This window comes from Candidatus Tisiphia endosymbiont of Nemotelus nigrinus, assembly GCF_964026475.1.
Classification (GTDB): domain Bacteria; phylum Pseudomonadota; class Alphaproteobacteria; order Rickettsiales; family Rickettsiaceae; genus Tisiphia.
In genome coordinates, this window is sequence record NZ_OZ032151.1 from 735,952 (window position 1) to 757,225 (window position 21,274).

General features: G+C 33.3%; 17 protein-coding genes, 1 tRNA gene and 2 pseudogenes. 9 read left to right on the forward strand and 11 right to left on the reverse strand.

The window, feature by feature from the left end:
• Positions 1-406 precede the first annotated feature (406 nt).
• The 4 genes and pseudogenes from AAGD39_RS03420 (at position 407) to AAGD39_RS03435 (ending at position 3,883) form a co-directional block, all read left to right on the forward strand.
• Positions 407-1,735 carry a reverse transcriptase domain-containing protein gene (locus AAGD39_RS03420; protein ID WP_341756048.1) on the forward strand — a complete coding sequence of 443 codons (1,329 nt, stop codon included), beginning with the start codon at positions 407-409 and terminating at the stop codon, positions 1,733-1,735.
• 101 nt (positions 1,736-1,836) lie between these two features.
• Positions 1,837-1,944, forward strand: a pseudogene (locus tag AAGD39_RS03425) (IS5/IS1182 family transposase); the annotation flags it as partial.
• Between the two features lie 411 nt (positions 1,945-2,355).
• Positions 2,356-3,456, forward strand: a complete 1,101-nt coding sequence (locus tag AAGD39_RS03430; protein ID WP_341757187.1) for a recombinase family protein — start codon at positions 2,356-2,358, stop codon at positions 3,454-3,456.
• On the forward strand, positions 3,416-3,883 hold the full coding sequence (locus tag AAGD39_RS03435) for a hypothetical protein (protein WP_341757188.1): 468 nt from the start codon (positions 3,416-3,418) through the stop codon (positions 3,881-3,883). Before AAGD39_RS03430 ends, AAGD39_RS03435 begins: the two co-directional genes overlap by 41 nt.
• On the opposite strand, the gene AAGD39_RS03440 is transcribed toward AAGD39_RS03435, so the two are convergent.
• Positions 3,854-3,941: transfer RNA gene (locus tag AAGD39_RS03440), tRNA-Ser, on the reverse strand. The genes AAGD39_RS03435 and AAGD39_RS03440 overlap by 30 nt on opposite strands.
• Positions 3,942-4,193: 252 nt before the next feature.
• Between AAGD39_RS03440 and AAGD39_RS03445 the strand changes: the two genes are divergently transcribed.
• The gene (locus AAGD39_RS03445) at positions 4,194-5,318 is read left to right on the forward strand and encodes an IS3 family transposase (protein WP_341756042.1); all 1,125 of its coding nucleotides are present in this window, start codon (positions 4,194-4,196) and stop codon (positions 5,316-5,318) included.
• 54 nt (positions 5,319-5,372) lie between these two features.
• On the opposite strand, the gene AAGD39_RS03450 is transcribed toward AAGD39_RS03445, so the two are convergent.
• From AAGD39_RS03450 to AAGD39_RS03470, 5 genes are all read right to left on the reverse strand, one after another.
• Complete coding sequence (locus tag AAGD39_RS03450) at positions 5,373-6,323, reverse strand: IS481 family transposase (protein ID WP_341756043.1); 951 nt, start codon at positions 6,321-6,323, stop codon at positions 5,373-5,375.
• A 52-nt stretch (positions 6,324-6,375) separates the two neighbouring features.
• Positions 6,376-6,588, reverse strand: coding sequence for a hypothetical protein (locus AAGD39_RS03455; protein ID WP_341756044.1), 213 nt, complete (start codon positions 6,586-6,588; stop codon positions 6,376-6,378).
• 84 nt (positions 6,589-6,672) lie between these two features.
• Positions 6,673-9,291 (reverse strand): AsmA-like C-terminal region-containing protein, encoded by a 2,619-nt coding sequence (locus tag AAGD39_RS03460; RefSeq protein ID WP_341756045.1) that lies wholly within the window; start codon positions 9,289-9,291, stop codon positions 6,673-6,675.
• Positions 9,288-10,202, reverse strand: coding sequence for an RluA family pseudouridine synthase (locus tag AAGD39_RS03465; RefSeq protein ID WP_341757220.1), 915 nt, complete (start codon positions 10,200-10,202; stop codon positions 9,288-9,290). The genes AAGD39_RS03460 and AAGD39_RS03465 overlap by 4 nt, the downstream gene beginning before the upstream one ends.
• Positions 10,203-10,208: 6 nt before the next feature.
• Complete coding sequence (locus tag AAGD39_RS03470; RefSeq protein WP_341756046.1) at positions 10,209-11,222, reverse strand: COX15/CtaA family protein; 1,014 nt, start codon at positions 11,220-11,222, stop codon at positions 10,209-10,211.
• A 62-nt stretch (positions 11,223-11,284) separates the two neighbouring features.
• On the opposite strand from AAGD39_RS03470, the gene AAGD39_RS03475 reads away from it, so the two are divergent.
• A complete protein-coding gene (locus tag AAGD39_RS03475) occupies positions 11,285-11,485 on the forward strand; it encodes a hypothetical protein (protein WP_341756047.1) in 201 nt (66 codons plus the stop codon).
• An 84-nt stretch (positions 11,486-11,569) separates the two neighbouring features.
• Here AAGD39_RS03475 and AAGD39_RS03480 read toward each other — a convergent pair.
• The 4 genes and pseudogenes from AAGD39_RS03480 to AAGD39_RS03495 form a co-directional block, all read right to left on the reverse strand.
• A pseudogene (locus tag AAGD39_RS03480) lies at positions 11,570-11,677 on the reverse strand (IS5/IS1182 family transposase); the annotation flags it as partial.
• Positions 11,678-11,778: 101 nt separating this feature from the next.
• Positions 11,779-13,107, reverse strand: coding sequence for a reverse transcriptase domain-containing protein (locus tag AAGD39_RS03485; RefSeq protein ID WP_341756048.1), 1,329 nt, complete (start codon positions 13,105-13,107; stop codon positions 11,779-11,781).
• A 409-nt stretch (positions 13,108-13,516) separates the two neighbouring features.
• Positions 13,517-13,720, reverse strand: coding sequence for a hypothetical protein (locus tag AAGD39_RS03490; RefSeq protein WP_341756049.1), 204 nt, complete (start codon positions 13,718-13,720; stop codon positions 13,517-13,519).
• A 168-nt stretch (positions 13,721-13,888) separates the two neighbouring features.
• Positions 13,889-14,749: a DUF1189 family protein gene (locus tag AAGD39_RS03495; RefSeq protein ID WP_341756050.1), complete on the reverse strand. Its 861-nt coding sequence runs from the start codon at positions 14,747-14,749 to the stop codon at positions 13,889-13,891.
• 72 nt (positions 14,750-14,821) lie between these two features.
• Here AAGD39_RS03495 and tkt point away from each other — a divergent pair, with 72 nt between their 5' ends.
• From tkt to AAGD39_RS03510, 3 genes are all read left to right on the forward strand, one after another.
• Positions 14,822-16,807 carry a transketolase gene (gene tkt, locus AAGD39_RS03500; protein WP_341756051.1) on the forward strand — a complete coding sequence of 662 codons (1,986 nt, stop codon included), beginning with the start codon at positions 14,822-14,824 and terminating at the stop codon, positions 16,805-16,807.
• A gap of 186 nt (positions 16,808-16,993) precedes the next feature.
• Complete coding sequence (locus AAGD39_RS03505) at positions 16,994-18,268, forward strand: HlyC/CorC family transporter (protein WP_341756052.1); 1,275 nt, start codon at positions 16,994-16,996, stop codon at positions 18,266-18,268.
• A 49-nt stretch (positions 18,269-18,317) separates the two neighbouring features.
• On the forward strand, positions 18,318-20,201 hold the full coding sequence (locus AAGD39_RS03510; RefSeq protein ID WP_375359837.1) for a heme lyase CcmF/NrfE family subunit: 1,884 nt from the start codon (positions 18,318-18,320) through the stop codon (positions 20,199-20,201).
• 175 nt (positions 20,202-20,376) lie between these two features.
• Here the strand turns inward: AAGD39_RS03510 and mutM are convergent, their stop codons facing one another.
• A complete protein-coding gene (gene mutM / locus AAGD39_RS03515) occupies positions 20,377-21,195 on the reverse strand; it encodes a bifunctional DNA-formamidopyrimidine glycosylase/DNA-(apurinic or apyrimidinic site) lyase (protein ID WP_341756053.1) in 819 nt (272 codons plus the stop codon).
• Positions 21,196-21,274: the final 79 nt, after the last annotated feature.

A 21,274-nucleotide genomic window follows, 5' to 3' on the forward strand; every position in this document is an offset into this window, starting at 1 on the left:
ACTATGTATCGAGTCTTGAGCTGAGTTTGGTAACAAAGTCAGTTAAGCGTAGACAGAAATATTATAGGCCGTAAGCCGTAAGGTTGAAGCAATTGAGCCTCGTTAATGTCTTCTTTTGAGATCGCAGACTGTGTCAATAAACAGGAATGCAACAACATACATATCATAAATAGGCAGATATGTATGGGATCTCCGGGGTCTGAGAACATGGCATGTAATAAAAGTTTATTTATAAACGTGGGATATCCTATATTTTCTCTGAATTAGGAGTATTAGCTAACAAGTGTAAAAGCGAGGAAGCTGAAAAGAAATATAGGAAGTCAGATCCAGCATAGTACTGATGAAATTGGGTAATGCCAATGGAGGGAAGGCTGGTGGGTAAAATCGATCTCTAGAGGGAAATGTTATGATAACAACAGATTATCAAGTAATAACAGAAACAAAACTAAAGAGAATAGCATGGTTATCTTCATTGGATAAAAGTAAGAGATTTAACAACCTCATGCATTTGTTTAGTGAGAACGCACTTGCTGTCTGCTATCATGAGCTGGATGTTAAGAAAGCAACTGGAGTAGATGGAGTAAACAAAACTAATTATGGCTTAAAACTTACAGAAAATATTGGAAAATTGTCTGATAAACTAAAGAGGATGGCTTACATACCGGGCAATATTCGAGAGGTAAAAATACCGAAAGAAGGAAGCAATGGCAAGACTAGAACTTTAGGTATCAGCAACTTTGAAGATAAAATATGTCAGAAGATGATGCACAAAGTGCTTGAAAGTATATATGAGCCAATATTCTTGGAATGTTCCTATGGTTTCAGAACGGGAATAGGGTGTCATGATGCAATAAGAGGATTAACGCAACATCTTTATAGCAATGAGGTAGAGAGCGTAATAGACCTAGATTTGGCTAACTTCTTTGGTACTATTGATAGAAGGATATTGATAGAAATGCTGCAAGAGAAAATTCATGACAAGAAGCTAATAAGATATATAATCCGCATGTTTAAAGCTGGAATATTGTCTGAAGGAGAACTGATTGTTCAAGAAGAAGGGACGATTCAAGGAAACATTGCTAGTCCCATCCTTGCAAATATTTTTGCTCACTATGTTTTAGATGAATGGTTTGAAGAAGTGGTAAAGCAACATTGCAGAGGAACAGTAGCATTATTTCGCTACTGTGATGATGGTGTAATATGTTGTAGATACGAGGAGGACGCCAAGAGAATAAAAATAGCTTTAGCAAAACGACTTGAGAAGTACAAACTTAAACTCAACGAAGAAAAGACCAAAATGGTTAGATTTTCAAAGAGAAAATTTTCTCAGAACGAAAGGCAAGAGGCTTTTGATTTTTTGGGTTTCACCTTTTATTTTGGTAAGTCTAGGAAAGGTAAAATAATACCTAAGGTAAAGAGTTGTAGTAAACGAATAAGTGCCAAACTGAAGAAGGTCAATGACTGGTGTAAGGACATTAGAAACAAGCATAAACTGCATGTCATATGGAGAAGTTTTTGTAGCAAGTTGAGAGGGCATATACAGTATTATGGTGTGACTTTTAATATTAAAGCAGTGAATGGCTTCATAAGGCAATCAGTGAAGACATTGTTTAAGTGGTTAAATCGTCGCAGCCAAAGAGAATCATTCAGTTGGGAGAAGTTTTGTCTGTTTATCGAATGCAATCCATTACCAAAGGTAAGAATATACCACTCCTTAATGCAAGGCAGTATGTGAATGATGATATCTTGAGCCCATTGCCTTAATAGGGCACGATGAGGTTCTAACGAGGGGCGTAAGTGGCAACGCTTACGTCTACTCTATAAAATACATTTCAGAAATTTAAAGAATGGCGTGGTATAGCAACAAGATATGATAAAAATACAAAATCATACATGGCGGCTCTTTGTCTAAGGGGATTACTAATGTGGGCTAAAATCTCATGACGACATACCCTAAGACAAAAAAATATTTAAATACAGGCATACTATATGAAAAGCAAACCCATATAAATAAAAAAGCCCATATTTAGACTTAGAGCGTAATAATTCAAAAACTAGGTTCCCCCCCCTGCCATAACGATACTAAAAAGCCGTGTAATAGCCTTAAAAATAGCTAAAATAGGAGTTTAATAACAAATTAGCTGATGTAGTACTACTCCAAGCCAGAACAATTTATTTACAATAACTAAAAATTATTAATACTGAAAAAAATGTTATATTTGGCCCTAATACTGAAGGGAATGGGGTAATTTAATAATAATTCAACTTGACTTGTGCGGTGCTTGATATATCTCTGCTCTTTGAATACATACTAACTTTCTAATTAAAGCAAAATTTATTATCTAAGGAGAAAATATGACAGACAAAGCAACAAAATCAATAATTTTAGTTCGTGTTTCAACAAGGGAACAAGAAGAAGGGTATTCAATTGAAGCTCAAAAATATAGATTAGTAGAATATTGCCAACGTAAAAATCTTGAAGTTATCGAAACTTTTGAAATTATCGAATCTTCAAGCAGAGGGGAGCGTAAGCAATTTAAAGAGATGATCAAATTTGCTAAAAGCCATAGAGAAACAATTGCTATAGTTGCTGATAAAGTAGATCGAGTACAAAGAAGAATTTCAGAAATTTCATTACTAGAAGAACCAATAAAAGCCGGTAAGATAGAATTACATTTTAGAACAGAAGGTTACATAATAGATAAAGATTCTCAGTCTCATGCAAAGCTAATGTGGGGGATGAACGTATTAATGGCACAATCTTACGTTGATAGTTTAAGTGATAACGTTAAAAGGAGTCTAGATCATAAATTACGTAAAGGACAATGGATAGGTCCAGCCCCCCTTGGTTATCTAAATAGCAGGGACGCAAGTGGCAATAGCATAATAATTCTTGATCAGTCTAGAGCTTTTATTATCAAAAAACTATTTGAAGAATATGCGAGCGGGATATATACTCTTAGGTCTATGGTAAACATGGCTAAAGAATTAGGCTTAAGAAGTAAAAAGAATTGTCACCTAAATAAAACTGTTATACATCGTTTAATACAACAACCATTTTATTACGGTGAGATGAGAGTAAAAGGAGAGATGTGGTCACATGGTTATCAGGCAATTATAACAAAAGAGACTTTTATGGCATGTAAAGATGTACGTTTAGGGTGGAAGAAGAAGCCTTTTAAATATGGTGGTAAGGATTTTCTCTTTAGAGGATTAATCACCTGTGCGGTAACTGGCAAAATGGTAACATCTGAAATTCATAGTAAAACATATCCAAACGGTAAAGTGGATGAATGGACATATTTAGCTACTTGGGATCCACAGAATTTAGACAAGAAAATATATATAAGGGAAGATGAGGTTTTAAAGCAAATAGAAGATGTTTTTAAAAGAATAGGTATAAGAAGACCCCGAAATGCTAAAAGAGACTCTAGCCTATTTAAAAAACACAAATGAGCTAAAGAAAGATGAGCATGACCAAGCAACAGCTTCATTAAAGAAAGAACATACCGAAAATGAGAATAGATTAAATTCATTAATAGATTTGCGACTCAATGGAGAACTTAGCACAGAAGAATTTCAAAGAAAAAAACAACAATTAAAAGATCGCCAATATGAAATTGATCGTTTACTGAAGACTTATGATGAAGCAGATGATAAATTTACTGATACCGCTACAATGCTGATAACTCTAGCTTCTGAAGCCTATGAAACCTTCAAAGGTTCTGAAATGCCCCAAAAACGCAAAATGATAAATTTCGTATTTCAGAACCTCAAACTAAGAGGCAAAAAACTTGAGACCTCCCTACGTTTTCCGTTCGATATTTTTGAAAAAACGACGACCTGTACCGAATGGCGGAGAGAAGGGGATTCGAACCCCTGACACGTTACCGTGAACACGCTTTCCAAGCGAGCGCCTTAAACCACTCGGCCACCTCTCCATAACTACTACATACACACATTCAGGATAAAAAATTATCCGAATTCGGCTCTGTCCAATATAGGATAGTGACCCCAATTGTCAAACCAAAAAAAATAAGTTAATCCGTTTTTAACTATTTAGAAATTAACTATTTTTTATAATTAAAAAATACAGATAATACAAAATTTCAACATTATAATGGTCCCCATATTTTGGACACAAAAAAAGAAGAAATGAGATAGAATTCTTTAGCAAAAAAGGAGAGCTAGAGATGAAAAAACAAGTAAGGCAATATAGTGTTGAGGAGAAATCAAAAATTGTCATAGAGACAATCAAGGGCGAGCTAACAATAGCCCAAATAACTAGTAAGTATGGCGTTCATGCAACACAGATAAGTAATTGGAAAAAACAGGGACTTGAATTATTAGTACAAGGCTTTAAGAGTAAAACACAGAGTGCTGATCCAAATCAGCAGGAGTTAATCAAGAATCTATATGAACAAATTGGACAGTTAAGTGTAGAGCGTGACTGGCTCAAAAAAAATCTGCATTGTTTGGACTTAAAGGTTAGGTGTAATATGATAGAGCCTAATCATAATAAGTTAACAATTATACAACAGTGTAAGTTGTTGGGTATTAGTAGGTCAAGCTATTACTATCAACCTACTGGTATTAGTGAACAAGAGCTTAAGATCATGGCAATAATTGATGAGACCTATACTATGCATCCATATTATGGTATGCGACGGATGGCTAAATATTTACAAGCCCAAGGTTTTTCGGTAGGTCGTAAAGCTGTTAGACGTTACTACCAAATAATGGGTCTTGAAGCTGTTTATCCTAAAATGAATTTGAGTAAAAGAAATCAGGCACATAAAATATATCCTTATTTACTAAAAGATTTAGAGGTAACATACTCAAATCAAGTATGGTGTTCAGATATCACTTACATAAGGTTGCAACAAGGATTTGTTTATTTGGTAGCCATTATGGATTGGCACAGTCGTTATATACTTAGCTGGCGGGTATCTATTAGTTTAGAAAGTACTTTTTGTGTAGAGGCTCTTGAGGAAGCTATAGAACAATATGGTATACCAAAGATTTTTAACACAGACCAAGGAGTGCAATTTACGTCTGAGCAATTTATCTGTATTTTAAAAAAATATAATATTCAAATAAGTATGGATGGCAAAGGTAGAGTTTTGGACAACGTGTTTATAGAGCGATTTTGGCGTTCGTTGAAACAGGAAAAAATTTATCGAATAATTTTAACAATTGTAAAGGAGGCAAAAGCAGCTATTAAGGAATATATCGATTTTTATAACCACGAAAGAATGCACCAAGCATTGGGGTATAGGACTCCTAGCTTGATGTACTATAAACAAAAAGTTGCATAATAGTGACAATAATAATTTTATGGGAATTATATCTCTAAATTGCTAAAATTTTCTCTAGGTGTTTAGTCCCAGGGAGTGGAGGTTAGGGTTAATAATAAATTTATTTGGATCAGATGTCCATGTTTTTATGATAAATTCATAAGGAGTTAAACCTTTAAGAGCTTTAAGTCTTTTTGCGAAATTGTAGGCATTGATAAAATCATATAAATGTTGTTTAAGTTGCTGATGATTGTCATAATAAAAACGTTTAACAGTTGCCTCTTTAATAGTACGATTCATACGTTCTACCTGTCCATTAGTCCATGGATGATTAACTTTTGTTAGCCTGTGTTCAATATTGTATTCATAGCAAATACGATCAAAAATATGCATCCAAGCATGCTTATCTACTGTTCTGTTAGTAAATTGAATACCATTATCTGTCAAAATAGTATGAATTTTATAAGGTATAGCTTTAATTAAATTACGAAGAAATTGTGCTGTTTCTGTCTTGGTACATCTTGGTAAAAGTTCTACATACACAAACTTTGAAGTGCGATCAATAGCAACAAATAGATAGAGTTTACCTTCTTCTGTTTTGACTTCAGCAATATCTATATGGAAATAACCAATTGGATAAAGTTTAAACTTCTTCTTGGTTTTGTTATTTCCTTTTACTTCCGGTAACCTACTAACATTATGGCGTTGAAGAAGTCTATGTAAAGAAGATCTAGTAAGCTTGGGAATACTAACTTGTAAAGCATATAAGCAATCATCTAAAGATAATAAAGTGTGTTTACGAAATGCTATACACATAGCTTCTTCTTCAGAAGTTAATACTGTAGAAGATGGTTCTTTGGGACCCATACAAGTATCTTGTAATGTAGTTCGTTTCTTCCACTTAGCAACTGTTTTAGGATTAATAGAATATTTTCTTGCTAAAGTCTTTAAGCTCTCTTGACTATTTTGGATTGCGAAACGTATTGCCTCTGTCGTTTTGGCACAGCCGTGTAATATTTGTCCCATAATTCCTCTCTTGATGGTAATTCTTTATAATATACAACATTACACCCTGGGACTAAACACCTAATATTTTCAACTGCTTATTTCTTTCTGATTCGGGCAGAAAGATATCTTTAGCAGAATCAAGTAATTTTGCTTTCCACTCATGTAAATTGGTTTGAGGCACCTTATATTCACTACTAATCTTCACTACACTCTTTTTATCACTGATTAATTCTATATCTAACTTCGCCTTAAATCCTGGTGCATATTGTTTCTTAATACTCATTTTCTTTCCTTTCAATTTATTTTTAACAAATTTACTCGGATTAATCTATTTTTTTGGTCCTATTTTAGGGGGCATTATAAACATTTACTGTTTTGTAACTGTGGAATTCTTTTTGTTTGCCTCTAAAGCCTTTGTTAATTCATTTTCATCTAATGTTTTTATAGGCTCAAACATGGTACCTGATGTTTTTATTTTAAGATTTATAGGAGTATTTTTATTATTAGAGTCGCTCTGATTAGGTTTTAAGTCTGCTATATAGAAAGATAATATTGAAGATAATGCCATGTCCCAATTATATATATTTACAGCTAATGATGCAGCCCCACTAGTATATTTCGTGTTAAATATTATGTCTTTTACTGTAACTATTCCATTTTTTAACTGAATGTTACCACGAACACTATCCAACTCGGTTTGCCCTTGATACATAGCTTGGGTTACATCCTCTTTTAAATAATTTAGGTTATAGTCTTTATTATTAACTTTCTCTATAAATGAATCAATGGAGAAATTACTGATCTTAGCATTTTTTACTACAAAATCTGATTGAATGTTAAGCTCATATAATAATTTTTTCAAATTATCACCATTAGTGGTGAGTGTTCCATTGATACTCATTCCCCCATAATTGTTTAATAATCCTTTCGGCAAAATATTAGATAATTGAGCTAAATCAATAGAATTCAGTGCATAAACAAAGTTAATAGTATATGGATCTAATAAAATATTACCTTCTGCTTTTAATTTACCCAAAAGTAGATTTACTTCAAAGTTATTGATCTTAAATAAAGCATTATTATTTGCTAGACCAAGTTTTAAATTTTGCAACACTAGAGCACCTTGTATTATTGTTGATAACATGCAATCTAATTTTAATTCTATTTTTTCTAAATCAAATTCATTCAATAATTTATTTCGTAGATTAAGTAAAGATTCAGGAGTTAAAAAATTAACATTAAGAGAGCCATCATTTATTGTAACTTTTAATTGTGGTTTAATGTTACTTGCTAACAAATTAGCACTAAGATTGAGGTAATCACTACTGGTTCTTATATCAAAATTACTAATCTCAATATTACCTGGTGAAACATTTGCTAATATATACGCTTTACCAAATGAATTATTTCCAATAAGTAAATCATTGATCATGATGTCAAAATTACCTAAATAATCAACTGTCCTAATGGGGATATATTTAGCTAAGTATGATTCACCTTTCATATTTTCTGATAAGCTTTTAGCAAATTTTACTATTGGTGAGATTATCGGATAATCTTCCTTATTTAGATCTATCGAGGAAAAGTCAAGAACAGCTATAAAATGCGGCATAGAACCAATGAATCTAGCCGTAATATTGCCTGTAACTTTAGTATTTTCAGTTTTTAGCATAAGATTTTGTAAATATACATCTATTAAGGTTAGTTTTAAATCTGAAGATAAAATAAAAGCTGTAGGCTTTGTACTAACTGCCTGTTCATAACCTAAAGTATTCAAGATAGAATTAAGGTCATTATGCTGCAAGTGGATTGTGCCATCAAATATACTTCGTACTGAATTTTGCGTTACATTGCCTATCAATTGAAAACGGCCTCCAGATTTTATCATACCAGAAAAATCATTAACCACTAATACCCCTTTGTCTAAATTAAGCAAAATTTTGGTATTATTTAATACCTCATCGTTATTTAATATTATTTGATCAACTAAAATATCGGTTATGATTGATTTATTATCAAAAAGAAATCTTAACCCAAAGACTGAATTGCTAAATTGTTTAATATTATTGGATGAGGTAATCAGTGATTTTGCATTTATCTTAGGAAAATATAATTTTATTGTACTAGTAACATCGTCACTTTTATTTAAATATATTGAACCGTTACCTGCCAACGAATTAGACTCTATAGTTATATTCTCTAACTTAAGTAATTGTGGAGTAGGCAAAATATCAAATTTGATATTTATCTTTTCATTCGGATTAAATTTTCTAAATAAAGAATCTAAATCTGGCACTAGAATATGTAATATATCCGCTAAATGTTGTATTAGATATTCTGCTTTGCCATTTATCAGTTTAGAGTCTATATAAGTTTCTAACAGGTGAAAATTATAGTCATTATTAGCGATAGTAAGGTCTAAATTTATTTGGTTACCCTTTCTTTCAAAGAATCCTGACAATTTTCCCACATACCCCCCATCTCCTTTAAATGAGGTAATATTAGAAATAGGGTTATTTTTAAATAAAGAACAGTTATTTAAAGTGATAATAGGTTGTTTGTTTTTATTGAGAATAGTAAGGTTTTTAACATCAAAATTTATATTGATTATACCATTGGTTATGAATGAACTAACTATCCTATCATGGTTTATAATGTCAAAATCTTGTTCATCTGAATATATTGTGGCATTATATATGGTTACAGCGCTAATTTTTGGTCTGAGAATTAATAGTGACCATGGAGCAAAATGAATTTCTATATTTTCTAATTCTAATCTCCCGTCTTCTTTTATGTGATCAATAGTCAAATAAGGTACAGGAAATTTAGTTATTTTTATGTTCTTTAGATTTTGAGGAGAAATTTTTAATTCATTGATAAAACTACTACTGACAGAATCATAATTAACAAAGTTTACAGTAACTAATATAGAGCATATTAACAATGAAATAGCAATGATAGCAGATATAATTATTTTTTTTATCATAAAAGATTATCCCCTATACTAAAATAACTTGGTAAGGTTGTATCAATTATTATTTCTTTACCAAATATTTCCTCAGGTAATATTATGCTTTTTGCATGTAGTAACATTTCCTTGGATAGAGCTATTGCTTCTAAGGTGCCATATTTCTTGTCACCTATTATAGGGCAATCTAGCGTTTTTGCATGGAATCGAAGTTGATGCATCCTACCGGTAAGAGGAGTAAATTCCACCAATGTTAAACCATTATTGAAATTCTTAAGCAATTTATAGCGAGTTATTGATAATTTACCATTTTTTTCATCATTTTGGACAGCTTCATGCACTCCCCCCCTGTTTTTGCCTATCATACCACTAATTTCTCCTTCAAATTGTGGAAGCCTACCTAACACTACCGCAATATAGGTTTTTTGGATATCCTTTTCTTGAAAGGCTTTAACCAATTTTATACTACTTGTATAATTTTTGGCAATTAATAATATCCCTGAAGTATCTTTGTCTAACCTATGGACTAATTTAAAATCTGCCCCCTGACTATTTAAATATTGCAGTGCATCATCTATAGATAGATTTATCTTGCTACCACCTTGGGTGGCGAGACCTGCTGGCTTATTGATTGCTATAAGCCATTCGTCTTGATAAAGTAGATAATCCTTCAACAACTTGCCGGCCAGTATAATCGCTGAACTGGCAAAAACCCTATCAGGAGTTTTCTGAGGTTGTAAATTTAAACTATCCTCTATAAAAATTTGATCACCAATGTTTATTCGCAAATTGGCTGATACCTTACAAGAATTAACCATTATCTGCTTAAACCTTAAGGCACGCTCAATTACTCCTTGAGTAAGGCTAGGATATAATTTTTTCAAGTACCGATCCAACCTACAAGGTAGTTCTAGATCAACATTTAATATTGCCACTTATGCACTCTTTAATAAAAAATAACTCCATAATATACAAGATAATAGTATGATTGCACAAATCTGATGCAGTAAAGCTATTAATACAGGTACTGAATATAAAATGGTCACTATGCCAGCTAACATTTGTAATAGTAATACACCAACAATATAATAAGCAACTCTATTTAATTTAGGATGCTTGGTTTTTATTAAGCTCACTACTAAAAATCCAGCACTAACACAAACCATATATGCTCCCATTCTATGGAAAAACTGAACGATTACAGGATCATGTAAACTATCTATAGTAAGTAGTTTAAACGATAGTTCATCAGGTATGAAATTATTACCCATTAAAGGAAAACTATTATATACCTGCCCAGCATCAAGTCCCGCAACCAGCCCTCCTAAAAAAATCTGTATGTAAATTATACTAATAGTTATTACACAACAGAATTTTGCTAGATTCAAACTTGTTGTTTTTTCACTTAGTAAAATATCGAAACTATTTTTCATCAGCTGATAGAACAGCAAATTATAGATAATAATCGCTATGATCAAATGACCGGCTAAGCGAAAATGACTAACATATGGCTGCAAAATTAACCCACTTTTCACCATATACCAACCCATAAATCCTTGAACCGCAAATAATAACAATATCCCCAAATATACTGGTAGCGATTTACTAGCAATTTGCTTCGTTACCAAAAAATATAGTAATGGTATCAGATATAATAAACCGACAAGTCTACCAGCAAAACGATGAATAAATTCAATCCAAAAAATAAATTTAAACTCTGAAAGAGTCATGTTAGTATTCTTTTGCTTATATTCGATTGATCGTTGATATTTACCAAACTCGTCTTGCCACGCAGCATTGCTGAGTGGCGGTACAACACCTGCTACTGGTTTCCATTCAACAATTGATAATCCAGCGTCAGTAAGCCTAGTAAGACCACCCCAAAAAATCATAAATACCACCATGCAGCAACACACAGCCAACCAACGCTTTACTAATATTTGTAACATTAAACCCACTATCTTTAATATCTATAGCTAACCAGACTGACATTATATAGCACTTAACATATATGTTCATATTAGTGCTAGGTTATAAGAACGAACAACCGTCATCGCGAGCCACGAAGTGGCGTGGCGATCCAAATGAACAGCGTGCTGTTGCAACTTTTGGATTGCTTCGTCGGCTTATGCCTCCTCGCAATGACGGCATGGACTCCGTCCAAACCCATCAATGGACTTCGTCCACATATGACGGTTGTTCGTTCTTATAACCTAGCACTAATATGAACATATATGTTAAGTGCTATACAAAATTCAAAACATCTATTAGCGAGAAGCCACTTTAGGGTATGTCGTCATGAGATTTTAGCCCACATTAGTAATCCCCTTAGACAAAGAGCCGCCATGTATGATTTTGTATTTTTATCATATCTTGTTGCTATACCACGCCATTCTTTAAATTTCTGAAATGTATTTTATAGAGTAGACGTAAGCGTTGCCACTTACGCCCCTCGTTAGAACCTCATCGTGCCCTATTAAGGCAATGGGCTCAAGATATCATCATTCACATACTGCCTTGCATTAAGGAGTGGTATATTCTTACCTTTGGTAATGGATTGCATTCGATAAACAGACAAAACTTCTCCCAACTGAATGATTCTCTTTGGCTGCGACGATTTAACCACTTAAACAATGTCTTCACTGATTGCCTTATGAAGCCATTCACTGCTTTAATATTAAAAGTCACACCATAATACTGTATATGCCCTCTCAACTTGCTACAAAAACTTCTCCATATGACATGCAGTTTATGCTTGTTTCTAATGTCCTTACACCAGTCATTGACCTTCTTCAGTTTGGCACTTATTCGTTTACTACAACTCTTTACCTTAGGTATTATTTTACCTTTCCTAGACTTACCAAAATAAAAGGTGAAACCCAAAAAATCAAAAGCCTCTTGCCTTTCGTTCTGAGAAAATTTTCTCTTTGAAAATCTAACCATTTTGGTCTTTTCTTCGTTGAGTTTAAGTTTGTACTTCTCAAGTCGTTTTGCTAAAGCTATTTTTATTCTCTTGGCGTCCTCCTCGTATCTACAACATATTACACCATCATCACAGTAGCGAAATAATGCTACTGTTCCTCTGCAATGTTGCTTTACCACTTCTTCAAACCATTCATCTAAAACATAGTGAGCAAAAATATTTGCAAGGATGGGACTAGCAATGTTTCCTTGAATCGTCCCTTCTTCTTGAACAATCAGTTCTCCTTCAGACAATATTCCAGCTTTAAACATGCGGATTATATATCTTATTAGCTTCTTGTCATGAATTTTCTCTTGCAGCATTTCTATCAATATCCTTCTATCAATAGTACCAAAGAAGTTAGCCAAATCTAGGTCTATTACGCTCTCTACCTCATTGCTATAAAGATGTTGCGTTAATCCTCTTATTGCATCATGACACCCTATTCCCGTTCTGAAACCATAGGAACATTCCAAGAATATTGGCTCATATATACTTTCAAGCACTTTGTGCATCATCTTCTGACATATTTTATCTTCAAAGTTGCTGATACCTAAAGTTCTAGTCTTGCCATTGCTTCCTTCTTTCGGTATTTTTACCTCTCGAATATTGCCCGGTATGTAAGCCATCCTCTTTAGTTTATCAGACAATTTTCCAATATTTTCTGTAAGTTTTAAGCCATAATTAGTTTTGTTTACTCCATCTACTCCAGTTGCTTTCTTAACATCCAGCTCATGATAGCAGACAGCAAGTGCGTTCTCACTAAACAAATGCATGAGGTTGTTAAATCTCTTACTTTTATCCAATGAAGATAACCATGCTATTCTCTTTAGTTTTGTTTCTGTTATTACTTGATAATCTGTTGTTATCATAACATTTCCCTCTAGAGATCGATTTTACCCACCAGCCTTCCCTCCATTGGCATTACCCAATTTCATCAGTACTATGCTGGATCTGACTTCCTATATTTCTTTTCAGCTTCCTCGCTTTTACACTTGTTAGCTAATACTCCTAATTCAGAGAAAATATAGGATATCCCACGTTTATAAATAAACTTTTATTACATGCCATGTTCTCAGACCCCGGAGATCCCATACATATCTGCCTATTTATGATATGTATGTTGTTGCATTCCTGTTTATTGACACAGTCTGCGATCTCAAAAGAAGACATTAACGAGGCTCAATTGCTTCAACCTTACGGCTTACGGCCTATAATATTTCTGTCTACGCTTAACTGACTTTGTTACCAAACTCAGCTCAAGACTCGATACATAGTGTGCTAGGTCAACACTTCTATGGCTGCTCTTGCAACAGCTAGCTTATTTACACTTCGTGGCGCACCAATAATGTGCCTTAACTTATATAAATCCTTATCTATCTCTCTTTGAATCTTCCTGTTTCTTTTTGATGGTATTACAGGAATTATATTTGCTTGCTCAGCAAATTCTATTATAGTATTTGTGTCGTAAGCTTTATCTGCCATAAGGCATTCCTCTTCTATATTTTTATTAACTCATGAGCTTGAGTGCAATCATTTTCTGGAACCTTCTGTAATAATAATTCTGAAAAAAATGTAGGGTATAATCTTAGATTCCTGCCATTGCTAAGAATAACAACTTACAACTTGGGTTAACTATATTACCCCCATTCCCTACTTGCTTCGTATTTGCAACATTGCCAAAAGCAGTAACAAGCTGGTGAACATCTGTATACAAAATATAATACTACTCAGCTCTGGTAAGAATATAACAATCACAGGCTGTAATAAAATTGCCACGCCACTTGAAAACAAGGTTATCCTGATACAAGTTTGCCAAGAGGATTTAGGGCCAAAATAGTTAGTTAACAAATATATTAAGATGATAATAAAGCTTTTTTCAAATAAAATTGTTACAAAACGAAAGGCTACTATTATAGGCATTAAAATGTAAATAAATATCTTTGGTGCTTGTATTAAGGTTTTAGCAAAATGCTGTTTAATAACCTCTTCAGTAAGAATTTTTTGATCATCAGCAAATAATTTAGCATATCCAATGCTGAATAGACTCTTTTTTTTATCGGTTATTTCTACTGTAGTAATGGTTATATTATTACTACTAAATAGGATAGGAATTTTAAGTCTCTCACTATAAGATAATTGATTCTTTGAGTCTATAACCGCAAGTTTATTACCATCTTCATCGAGTAAATATATAGGTTCATCCTGATCAACTAAAATTTTAGTGCCATCATAATAGATTTCTGGTAATTGTTTTAATATATATTCAATAGTCATTGTGCCTTTTGTTAAACGATTTTCAGTAAAGTAATCGGTGAGAATTAACAAATAGTTAAAGATAACAATACAATAAACCAATGAAGATATAAAAGATACAGTAAATATATACTTAATTCCATATCCTTTATATGATTTATAAACATCTTTGTAGAAATTTACTGAACTAATTGATAGCCATAATTGATGTAATAAAGTACTAAACCATGAAAAAATGGATAATAGTGTTGTTGTCATAATATCTATTTTGATGTAGATTCATAAAAATTTTTATTCCTATCTTTTAACACAAAATTAATATTTATTATAATGAAGTTTAATAAAATCCCAAAATATTCAGAAGAATATTGTAAATTAAGTAATTGTATTAGGATTTTAGCAAGTGATAGCATAGAATATGCAAAATCAGGACATCCAGGTATGGTACTTGGCATGGCAGATGTAATGACCATGTTAGTATTTAATTTTCTAAAATTCAATCCTAATGATCCAACTTGGTTTAACCGCGATCGCCTAGTTCTATCAGCTGGACATGGTTCAATGTTGCTTTATAGTTTTTATTATTTAACAAATTATAAAAATTTTCACCTAGAAGATTTAAAACAATTTAGGAAATTACACTCAAAAACTCCTGGACATCCAGAATATGGGGCATATGAAGCTATTGAGGCTACTACAGGTCCATTAGGTCAGGGATTTGGGATTTCAGTGGGTATGGCGATTGCTCAAAAAAAATATCAACAAAAATTGGGAAAAAAGCTTAGTACCCATAAGATTTATTGTATAATTGGAGATGGATGCCTAATGGAAGGTATCAGCTATGAAGCCGCTTCTTTAGCTGGACATCTAGGCCTGAATAACTTAATCGTTTTATTTGATGATAATAAAATCTCCATTGACGGTCCTACCGACCTTACCGTATCTGAAAATCATCTGCAAAAATTTGCTGCCATGGGATGGAATACCGAGTCAATCGATGGACATGATTTTGAGCAAATTAATGCCAGCCTAATTAAGGCCCAAAATTCTGATAAGCCATATTTCATTGCCTGCCGCACTTTAATTGGCAAAGGTTCTATTAACAAGGTAAATTCAAATACCGCCCATGGCTCCCCGCTTGGCAAAGATGAGGTTAAGCTTCTTAAAGAAAATTTAGGTTTCAACGATCAGGAGTTTAATATACCGGCGGAATTAAAAGAGATATGGGGTACAGCTTGGTTAAGAAATCAAGTGAGTTATAATAATTGGCAGGAGAATTTTGCTAATATAACTCAAGAGCAAAAGGCTTATTTGAATAAAGCTAATATAGATTGTTCTTTTCTTGATAATATCCCTATTCCACAAGAAGATGAAGCAACTCGTTGTTTGTCTGGTAGAGTTATCGAATATTTAAGCAAACTATCAGATAAAATTATTTTTGGCTCAGCTGATTTATCATTATCCAATAATATCAAAAATACGTTTAGTAGAGTAATTAATAGAGATGATTTTAGTGGCAATTACATCCATTATGGTGTTCGCGAAAATGTTATGGGAGCTATCATGAATGGACTAGCATTGTCAGGGTTTCTACCTGTAGGGGCTACTTTCTTAGTCTTTTCTGATTATATGAAACCAACTATACGACTTTCTTCTATTATGCAACAACAAGTGATCTATATCATGACTCACGATTCAATTGGTGTAGGAGAAGATGGCCCCACTCACCAACCAATTGAGCATCTAGCGTCCTTTCGAAGCTTACCAAATATGATGGTGTTCCGCCCAGCAGATTATCTAGAAACAACTGAATCATGGCGAATCGCTTTATCTAATAAAGACCGGCCTTCTATTATAGCTTTAACCAGACAGCCGGTATCTCAAATAGTTAGCCGAATAATTTCACAAAATTTATGTTCCAAAGGTGGCTATATGCTATCAGGGAATGATCAACAAATAGTAGATATTGCTATATTTGCCACAGGTTCGGAGTTGTCAATTGCTTTAGAAGTAAAAGATATACTAAGTAAGAATGGTTTTAGTACTAATGTAATTTCAATATTATGTTTTGAGTTATTTTTTCAACAACAACCTAGCTATATCCAAAATATCTTATCCAATGCCAAGTTAAAAGTGGCTATAGAAGCTGCAACTAGCTTCGGCTGGCATCGAATCATCGGAGAAAACGGTATGTTCTTTGGCATGGAACAATTTGGTCTTTCCGCTCCATCTACTGATTTATACTCATATTTTGGGCTTACTGCCTCAAATATTTCCGAAAAGATTATGACGAAAATTAAGGAGATGTATAGCTAACCCGATTAGCATTATGCTATCATTGCGAGAACACTTAGTGGTCGTGGCAATTCACATTCACCAATTAAATAAGCTTTGTTAACAGTGTCTAAATCGCCCTGCAGTGTTTCAAACAAAAAAGTATTAGGGGAATTTTATGGTTAGCAATATAATCGGCTTCATGCCAAATAATTTATACAAAGATCAATGACTATTTTTTTGATAATCATTATTGTTCTAATGATAGGATGTTCCGCACTGCTCTCAGCTACTGAAACAGCTATAACCGCTTCTTCCCCTGGGAAAATACAAAAATTTAAGGTAGCAGGTATCAAGCGTGCTACGATTGTGTTGCAAGTTCTAAAGAACAAAGAAAAAGTAATCGGCACATTACTAATTGGTAATACCTTATTTAATACTGTTTGCACTACGATTGCTACTAGCATGTTTATCGATTGGCTAGGCGATAATGGTACTGTCACAGCTTCCGCAGTTATGGCATTCTTAATCATTGTTTTCGGTGAAATAATACCAAAAGCTATTGCTGTAGCAAAAGCAGAACAGTTAGCTTTATTCACTTCTCCGGCCATTATGTTCCTTCTAAATTTTTTGAGACCAATTAATTATGTTTTTGAGCTGGTAGTTAAGGGGTTTTGTTTTATTTTTCGTATTAATCTACAACAAAATATCTCAGGAGCAGAAGAAGTTAGGGGAGTTATTGAGCATTATCATCAAGAAGGTAATGTTTATAAGTCTGACCGTGATATGTTAGGTGGTATATTAGATATTAGAAAAATGACAGTATCTGAAATTATGATACACAGAAGTAATGTCATAGCCATTAATATAGATATGCCTAAAGAAGAAATAGTAAGGAAAGCATTGTTATCAAGCCCTCATACAAGAATACCATTATGGAAAGATACTCAGGACAATATAATTGGTGTGCTTCACATAAGAGATCTACACCGAGCTCTTTATGAGAAAAATAACGATGTAAAAAAAATTAATATCGAAGAATTGATAAGTCAGCCTTGGTTTATACCTGATAATGCTTTGGTAACTCATCAACTTCATGCTTTTAGAGAGAGAAAAAACCATTTTGCCTGTGTTGTTGACGAATATGGTGATTTACAAGGTATTATTACTTTAGAAGATATTTTAGAAGAGATTGTTGGTCCTATTATCGATGAACATGATTACCCTATTAACACAATCATAAAAAAATCTGAAACTGAGTTTATTATTGATGGATCTGCAACTATAAGAGATGTAAATAGAGAGCTAAATTGGAATTTACCTGATTATAACGCAAATACCATAGCTGGTTTGATTATCCATGAACTTGAACGTATTCCTAATCAAGGAGAATCTATCAAAATATTTAATTTAAGTATTACCATTAACAAAAAGGTATGTAACAGGCTTGATAGCATAAAAGTTACTGTTCTACCAAATGAAGAATTTGAAAGTGATCAGTAGCCTTGGCAATTATCTACAAATATTGGCAATGCTGTTCAGTATACTAGCAGTGATTAGTGCGTCATATCGGGCGGGTACTTTATTTTTTTACTTTAGCTGGTTGTCAACATTACTATCTTTTTTGCTATTAGTATGTGGATTTATTATATCGGATTTTTCTATACAGAATGTTTTTTTTAATTCTAGTACATTAAAGCCTCTAGGATTTAAGATTGCTGCTAGCTGGGCGAGTCATGAGGGGTCTATCCTATTATGGCTATGTTTGTTACAGACTATAGGTGTTATTTATATTGCACTATTTAATAGCCGTCCAATTCGAGTCTATCACATAATTGTACTAGCACTAATACAATTATTATTTGGTAGTTTCATTTATTTTACCTCTAACCCATTTGACAGCCTATCCTTCCGTCCCGCCCAAGGGCTCGGCTTAAACCCCATGCTGCAAGATATTGCCCTAATAATACACCCCCCTATATTATATTTAGGCTATGTCTGTTACGTCGTACCTTTTACATCAGCTTGCGTTATGTTGTCCACCTCTAGCTTAGATTGGGCTAATCTTAAAGCTATTAAAATATTTAGCAATTTAGGTATGCTGTTTTCAACCTTAGGCATAGCCCTAGGAGCATGGTGGGCTTATAGAGAACTTGGCTGGGGTGGATTTTGGTTTTTTGATCCAGTAGAAAATATTTCACTACTACCATGGCTGTCGGCTATCGTTCTACATCACTCAATCTTGGTAACGATAAAATCTGGACGAATGACAAACTGGAGCATAACCCTATCAATTATCACTTTTTTACTAGTAGTATTTAGTACGTTTTTGGTACGTTCAGGGCTAATCACCTCAATTCATTCTTTTGCCTCATCACCTGAGCGAGCAATTTACATGCTGGCAATATTTGCTATTATTGCTATATCAAGCTTAGTTTTACTATTAGTAAAAGGACAAAATATCACTCAACCCGATCCAGCAGGATTAGACAAACATAAATTTAAGTACAAACTTATTATTTGGGGTAGTATATTTTTCTTAACAGCCCTAGTAATATTACTATGTGCCACCATTTACCCAGTAGTTTATTCTTTATTATACCAAGAATCTATTACCATTAGTGAAAGATTTTTTATCAATAATTTTATAATCTTCCTTATTCCAACAGTTCTACTAGCTGGTATTGCTCAGACAAATCATATAGCTGACCCAACTAACTCACAGACGTCATTGCGAGGAGAGCTAAGGTTGACGAAGCAATCCAGACAAGTGATTAGAAATGGATTGCTTCGTAGGCTTATGCCTTTTCGCAATGACGTCTGCTTACTATTTATTTCTTTTTCAATAACTTTTATTAGCTCATACCAAATTCAGTATGGTTTTATTTCAGCATGTGCCGTGACATTCTCTCTTTTCCTAATAATACAAAATTGTTATTATATATTAGCAAAAAGCAATTTTTTTAGAACCAAACTAAAAGCTAATATTGCTATGATCTTAGGGCATTTAGGCTTTGGCTTACTTGTTTTAACTATTACTCTTAATTCATTATTACAAAGTGAAGTAGATTTTATAGGAAAAGTTGGAGACAAGGTAACAGCCGGTGGGTTTGAAGTTACCTTAAAAGATATGAGAGTATCCTCAGCCCAAAATTATTATCGGCAAATTGCTGAATTTTGGATTGAGGATCAACAAAATAATATTACCATCTTAAAGCCTGAGAATAGATTATATATAATAGAAAAACAACTATCCCAAGAAAGTAATATATATTCTTATTTAACTTATGATCTTTACGCAGTATTAAGTAAAATTGCCGATGATGTAATTCATGCAAAAATATATTACAAACCGATGATGAGTCTTATTTGGCTATCTATTATACTTATGGTTGGAGGATTGTTAATTGGATTATTTAATAAACTTAGCATATAGCTAACCAAATTAAGATTAATTTTATCCTTACAAAACTTCACAGCAACCTAAAGTAGAACGTTTAATGCCAATACAATGAAGTCGGAAGCAATACAATTATCCTGCAATAGCTCCATTTCTGTATAGAGGATAAACATAGGAAACATAAAATAAATGATTGACTCCGTTTCCTCTATTATTTCTGGCAAGTAGAACAATAAAAACTAGTCCTACCGGATTGTTTTATTTGTCTTATTATTCCTTGGCAGTTCAAACATTTTTGATTTTCTCGGGCATAGACCTGTAATTCTTGTTGGAAATAACCAGGTTTACTATCACCGCTAACAAAATCCTTAAGAGTGGTTCCACCTGCCGATATGGCTTTTGTTAGGACATGTTTAACGGCTAACAACAAATTGCTTATTTCGTTGTTTGATAAACTACTACCCAGTCTGCCTGGATGTATTTTAGCCATAAAAAGGCTCTCAGAGGCATATATATTACCAACACCGACGATAATACGATTATCCATTAACAAATTTTTTATCGGAACAGAGCGGCCCAGCAATTTCATTTTTAGATATTCACAAGACATATCCTCTGACAGAGGTTCTACACCTAAATTTACTAAAAATTTCTCCTCAATGAGATTTGTTTGCACGGTATAAATCATACCAAAACGTCGTGAATCGTTAAAAACTAATTTCTCGCAAGTCCCCAAAGAGAGAATAACATGATCATGCTTTTGTATTTGATAATTGCTAGGTTGGAGCGTTAGTCTGCCGGTCATACCAAGATGGACAATAATCGAATAATAATTATCTAGATCAATTAGCAAATATTTTGCCCTACGCCTTAAAGCGATAATTTTTGCTAATTTTACATCTGGCTCTAACTGACCGCTAAGCTTATAACGTAGTTTGTCTCGTCTTTTGTCAAGCTTATTGATGGTAACCCCTACTATTCGCTGTTCTAGACAGCGTTTTAATGTTTCAACTTCAGGAAGTTCAGGCATTCTTACATTTTAATATTATTTTTAATTTATTATATATTATATATACCACAAAAACAACTTAGCACTAGACACTGTTAAC

What these genes read in the sequence shown, in the direction of transcription:
- AAGD39_RS03420 (WP_341756048.1), top strand. Translation starts at nt 407, where the DNA reads ATGATAACAACAGATTATCAAGTAATAACAGAAACAAAACTAAAGAGA.
- AAGD39_RS03430 (WP_341757187.1), top strand. Translation starts at nt 2,356, where the DNA reads ATGACAGACAAAGCAACAAAATCAATAATTTTAGTTCGTGTTTCAACA.
- AAGD39_RS03435 (WP_341757188.1), top strand. Translation starts at nt 3,416, where the DNA reads ATGCTAAAAGAGACTCTAGCCTATTTAAAAAACACAAATGAGCTAAAG.
- AAGD39_RS03445 (WP_341756042.1), top strand. Translation starts at nt 4,194, where the DNA reads ATGAAAAAACAAGTAAGGCAATATAGTGTTGAGGAGAAATCAAAAATT.
- AAGD39_RS03450 (WP_341756043.1), bottom strand. Translation starts at nt 6,323, where the DNA reads ATGGGACAAATATTACACGGCTGTGCCAAAACGACAGAGGCAATACGT.
- AAGD39_RS03455 (WP_341756044.1), bottom strand. Translation starts at nt 6,588, where the DNA reads ATGAGTATTAAGAAACAATATGCACCAGGATTTAAGGCGAAGTTAGAT.
- AAGD39_RS03460 (WP_341756045.1), bottom strand. Translation starts at nt 9,291, where the DNA reads ATGATAAAAAAAATAATTATATCTGCTATCATTGCTATTTCATTGTTA.
- AAGD39_RS03470 (WP_341756046.1), bottom strand. Translation starts at nt 11,222, where the DNA reads ATGTTACAAATATTAGTAAAGCGTTGGTTGGCTGTGTGTTGCTGCATG.
- AAGD39_RS03475 (WP_341756047.1), top strand. Translation starts at nt 11,285, where the DNA reads ATGTTCATATTAGTGCTAGGTTATAAGAACGAACAACCGTCATCGCGA.
- AAGD39_RS03485 (WP_341756048.1), bottom strand. Translation starts at nt 13,107, where the DNA reads ATGATAACAACAGATTATCAAGTAATAACAGAAACAAAACTAAAGAGA.
- AAGD39_RS03490 (WP_341756049.1), bottom strand. Translation starts at nt 13,720, where the DNA reads ATGGCAGATAAAGCTTACGACACAAATACTATAATAGAATTTGCTGAG.
- AAGD39_RS03495 (WP_341756050.1), bottom strand. Translation starts at nt 14,749, where the DNA reads ATGACAACAACACTATTATCCATTTTTTCATGGTTTAGTACTTTATTA.
- tkt (WP_341756051.1), top strand. Translation starts at nt 14,822, where the DNA reads ATGAAGTTTAATAAAATCCCAAAATATTCAGAAGAATATTGTAAATTA.
- AAGD39_RS03505 (WP_341756052.1), top strand. Translation starts at nt 16,994, where the DNA reads ATGACTATTTTTTTGATAATCATTATTGTTCTAATGATAGGATGTTCC.
- mutM (WP_341756053.1), bottom strand. Translation starts at nt 21,195, where the DNA reads ATGCCTGAACTTCCTGAAGTTGAAACATTAAAACGCTGTCTAGAACAG.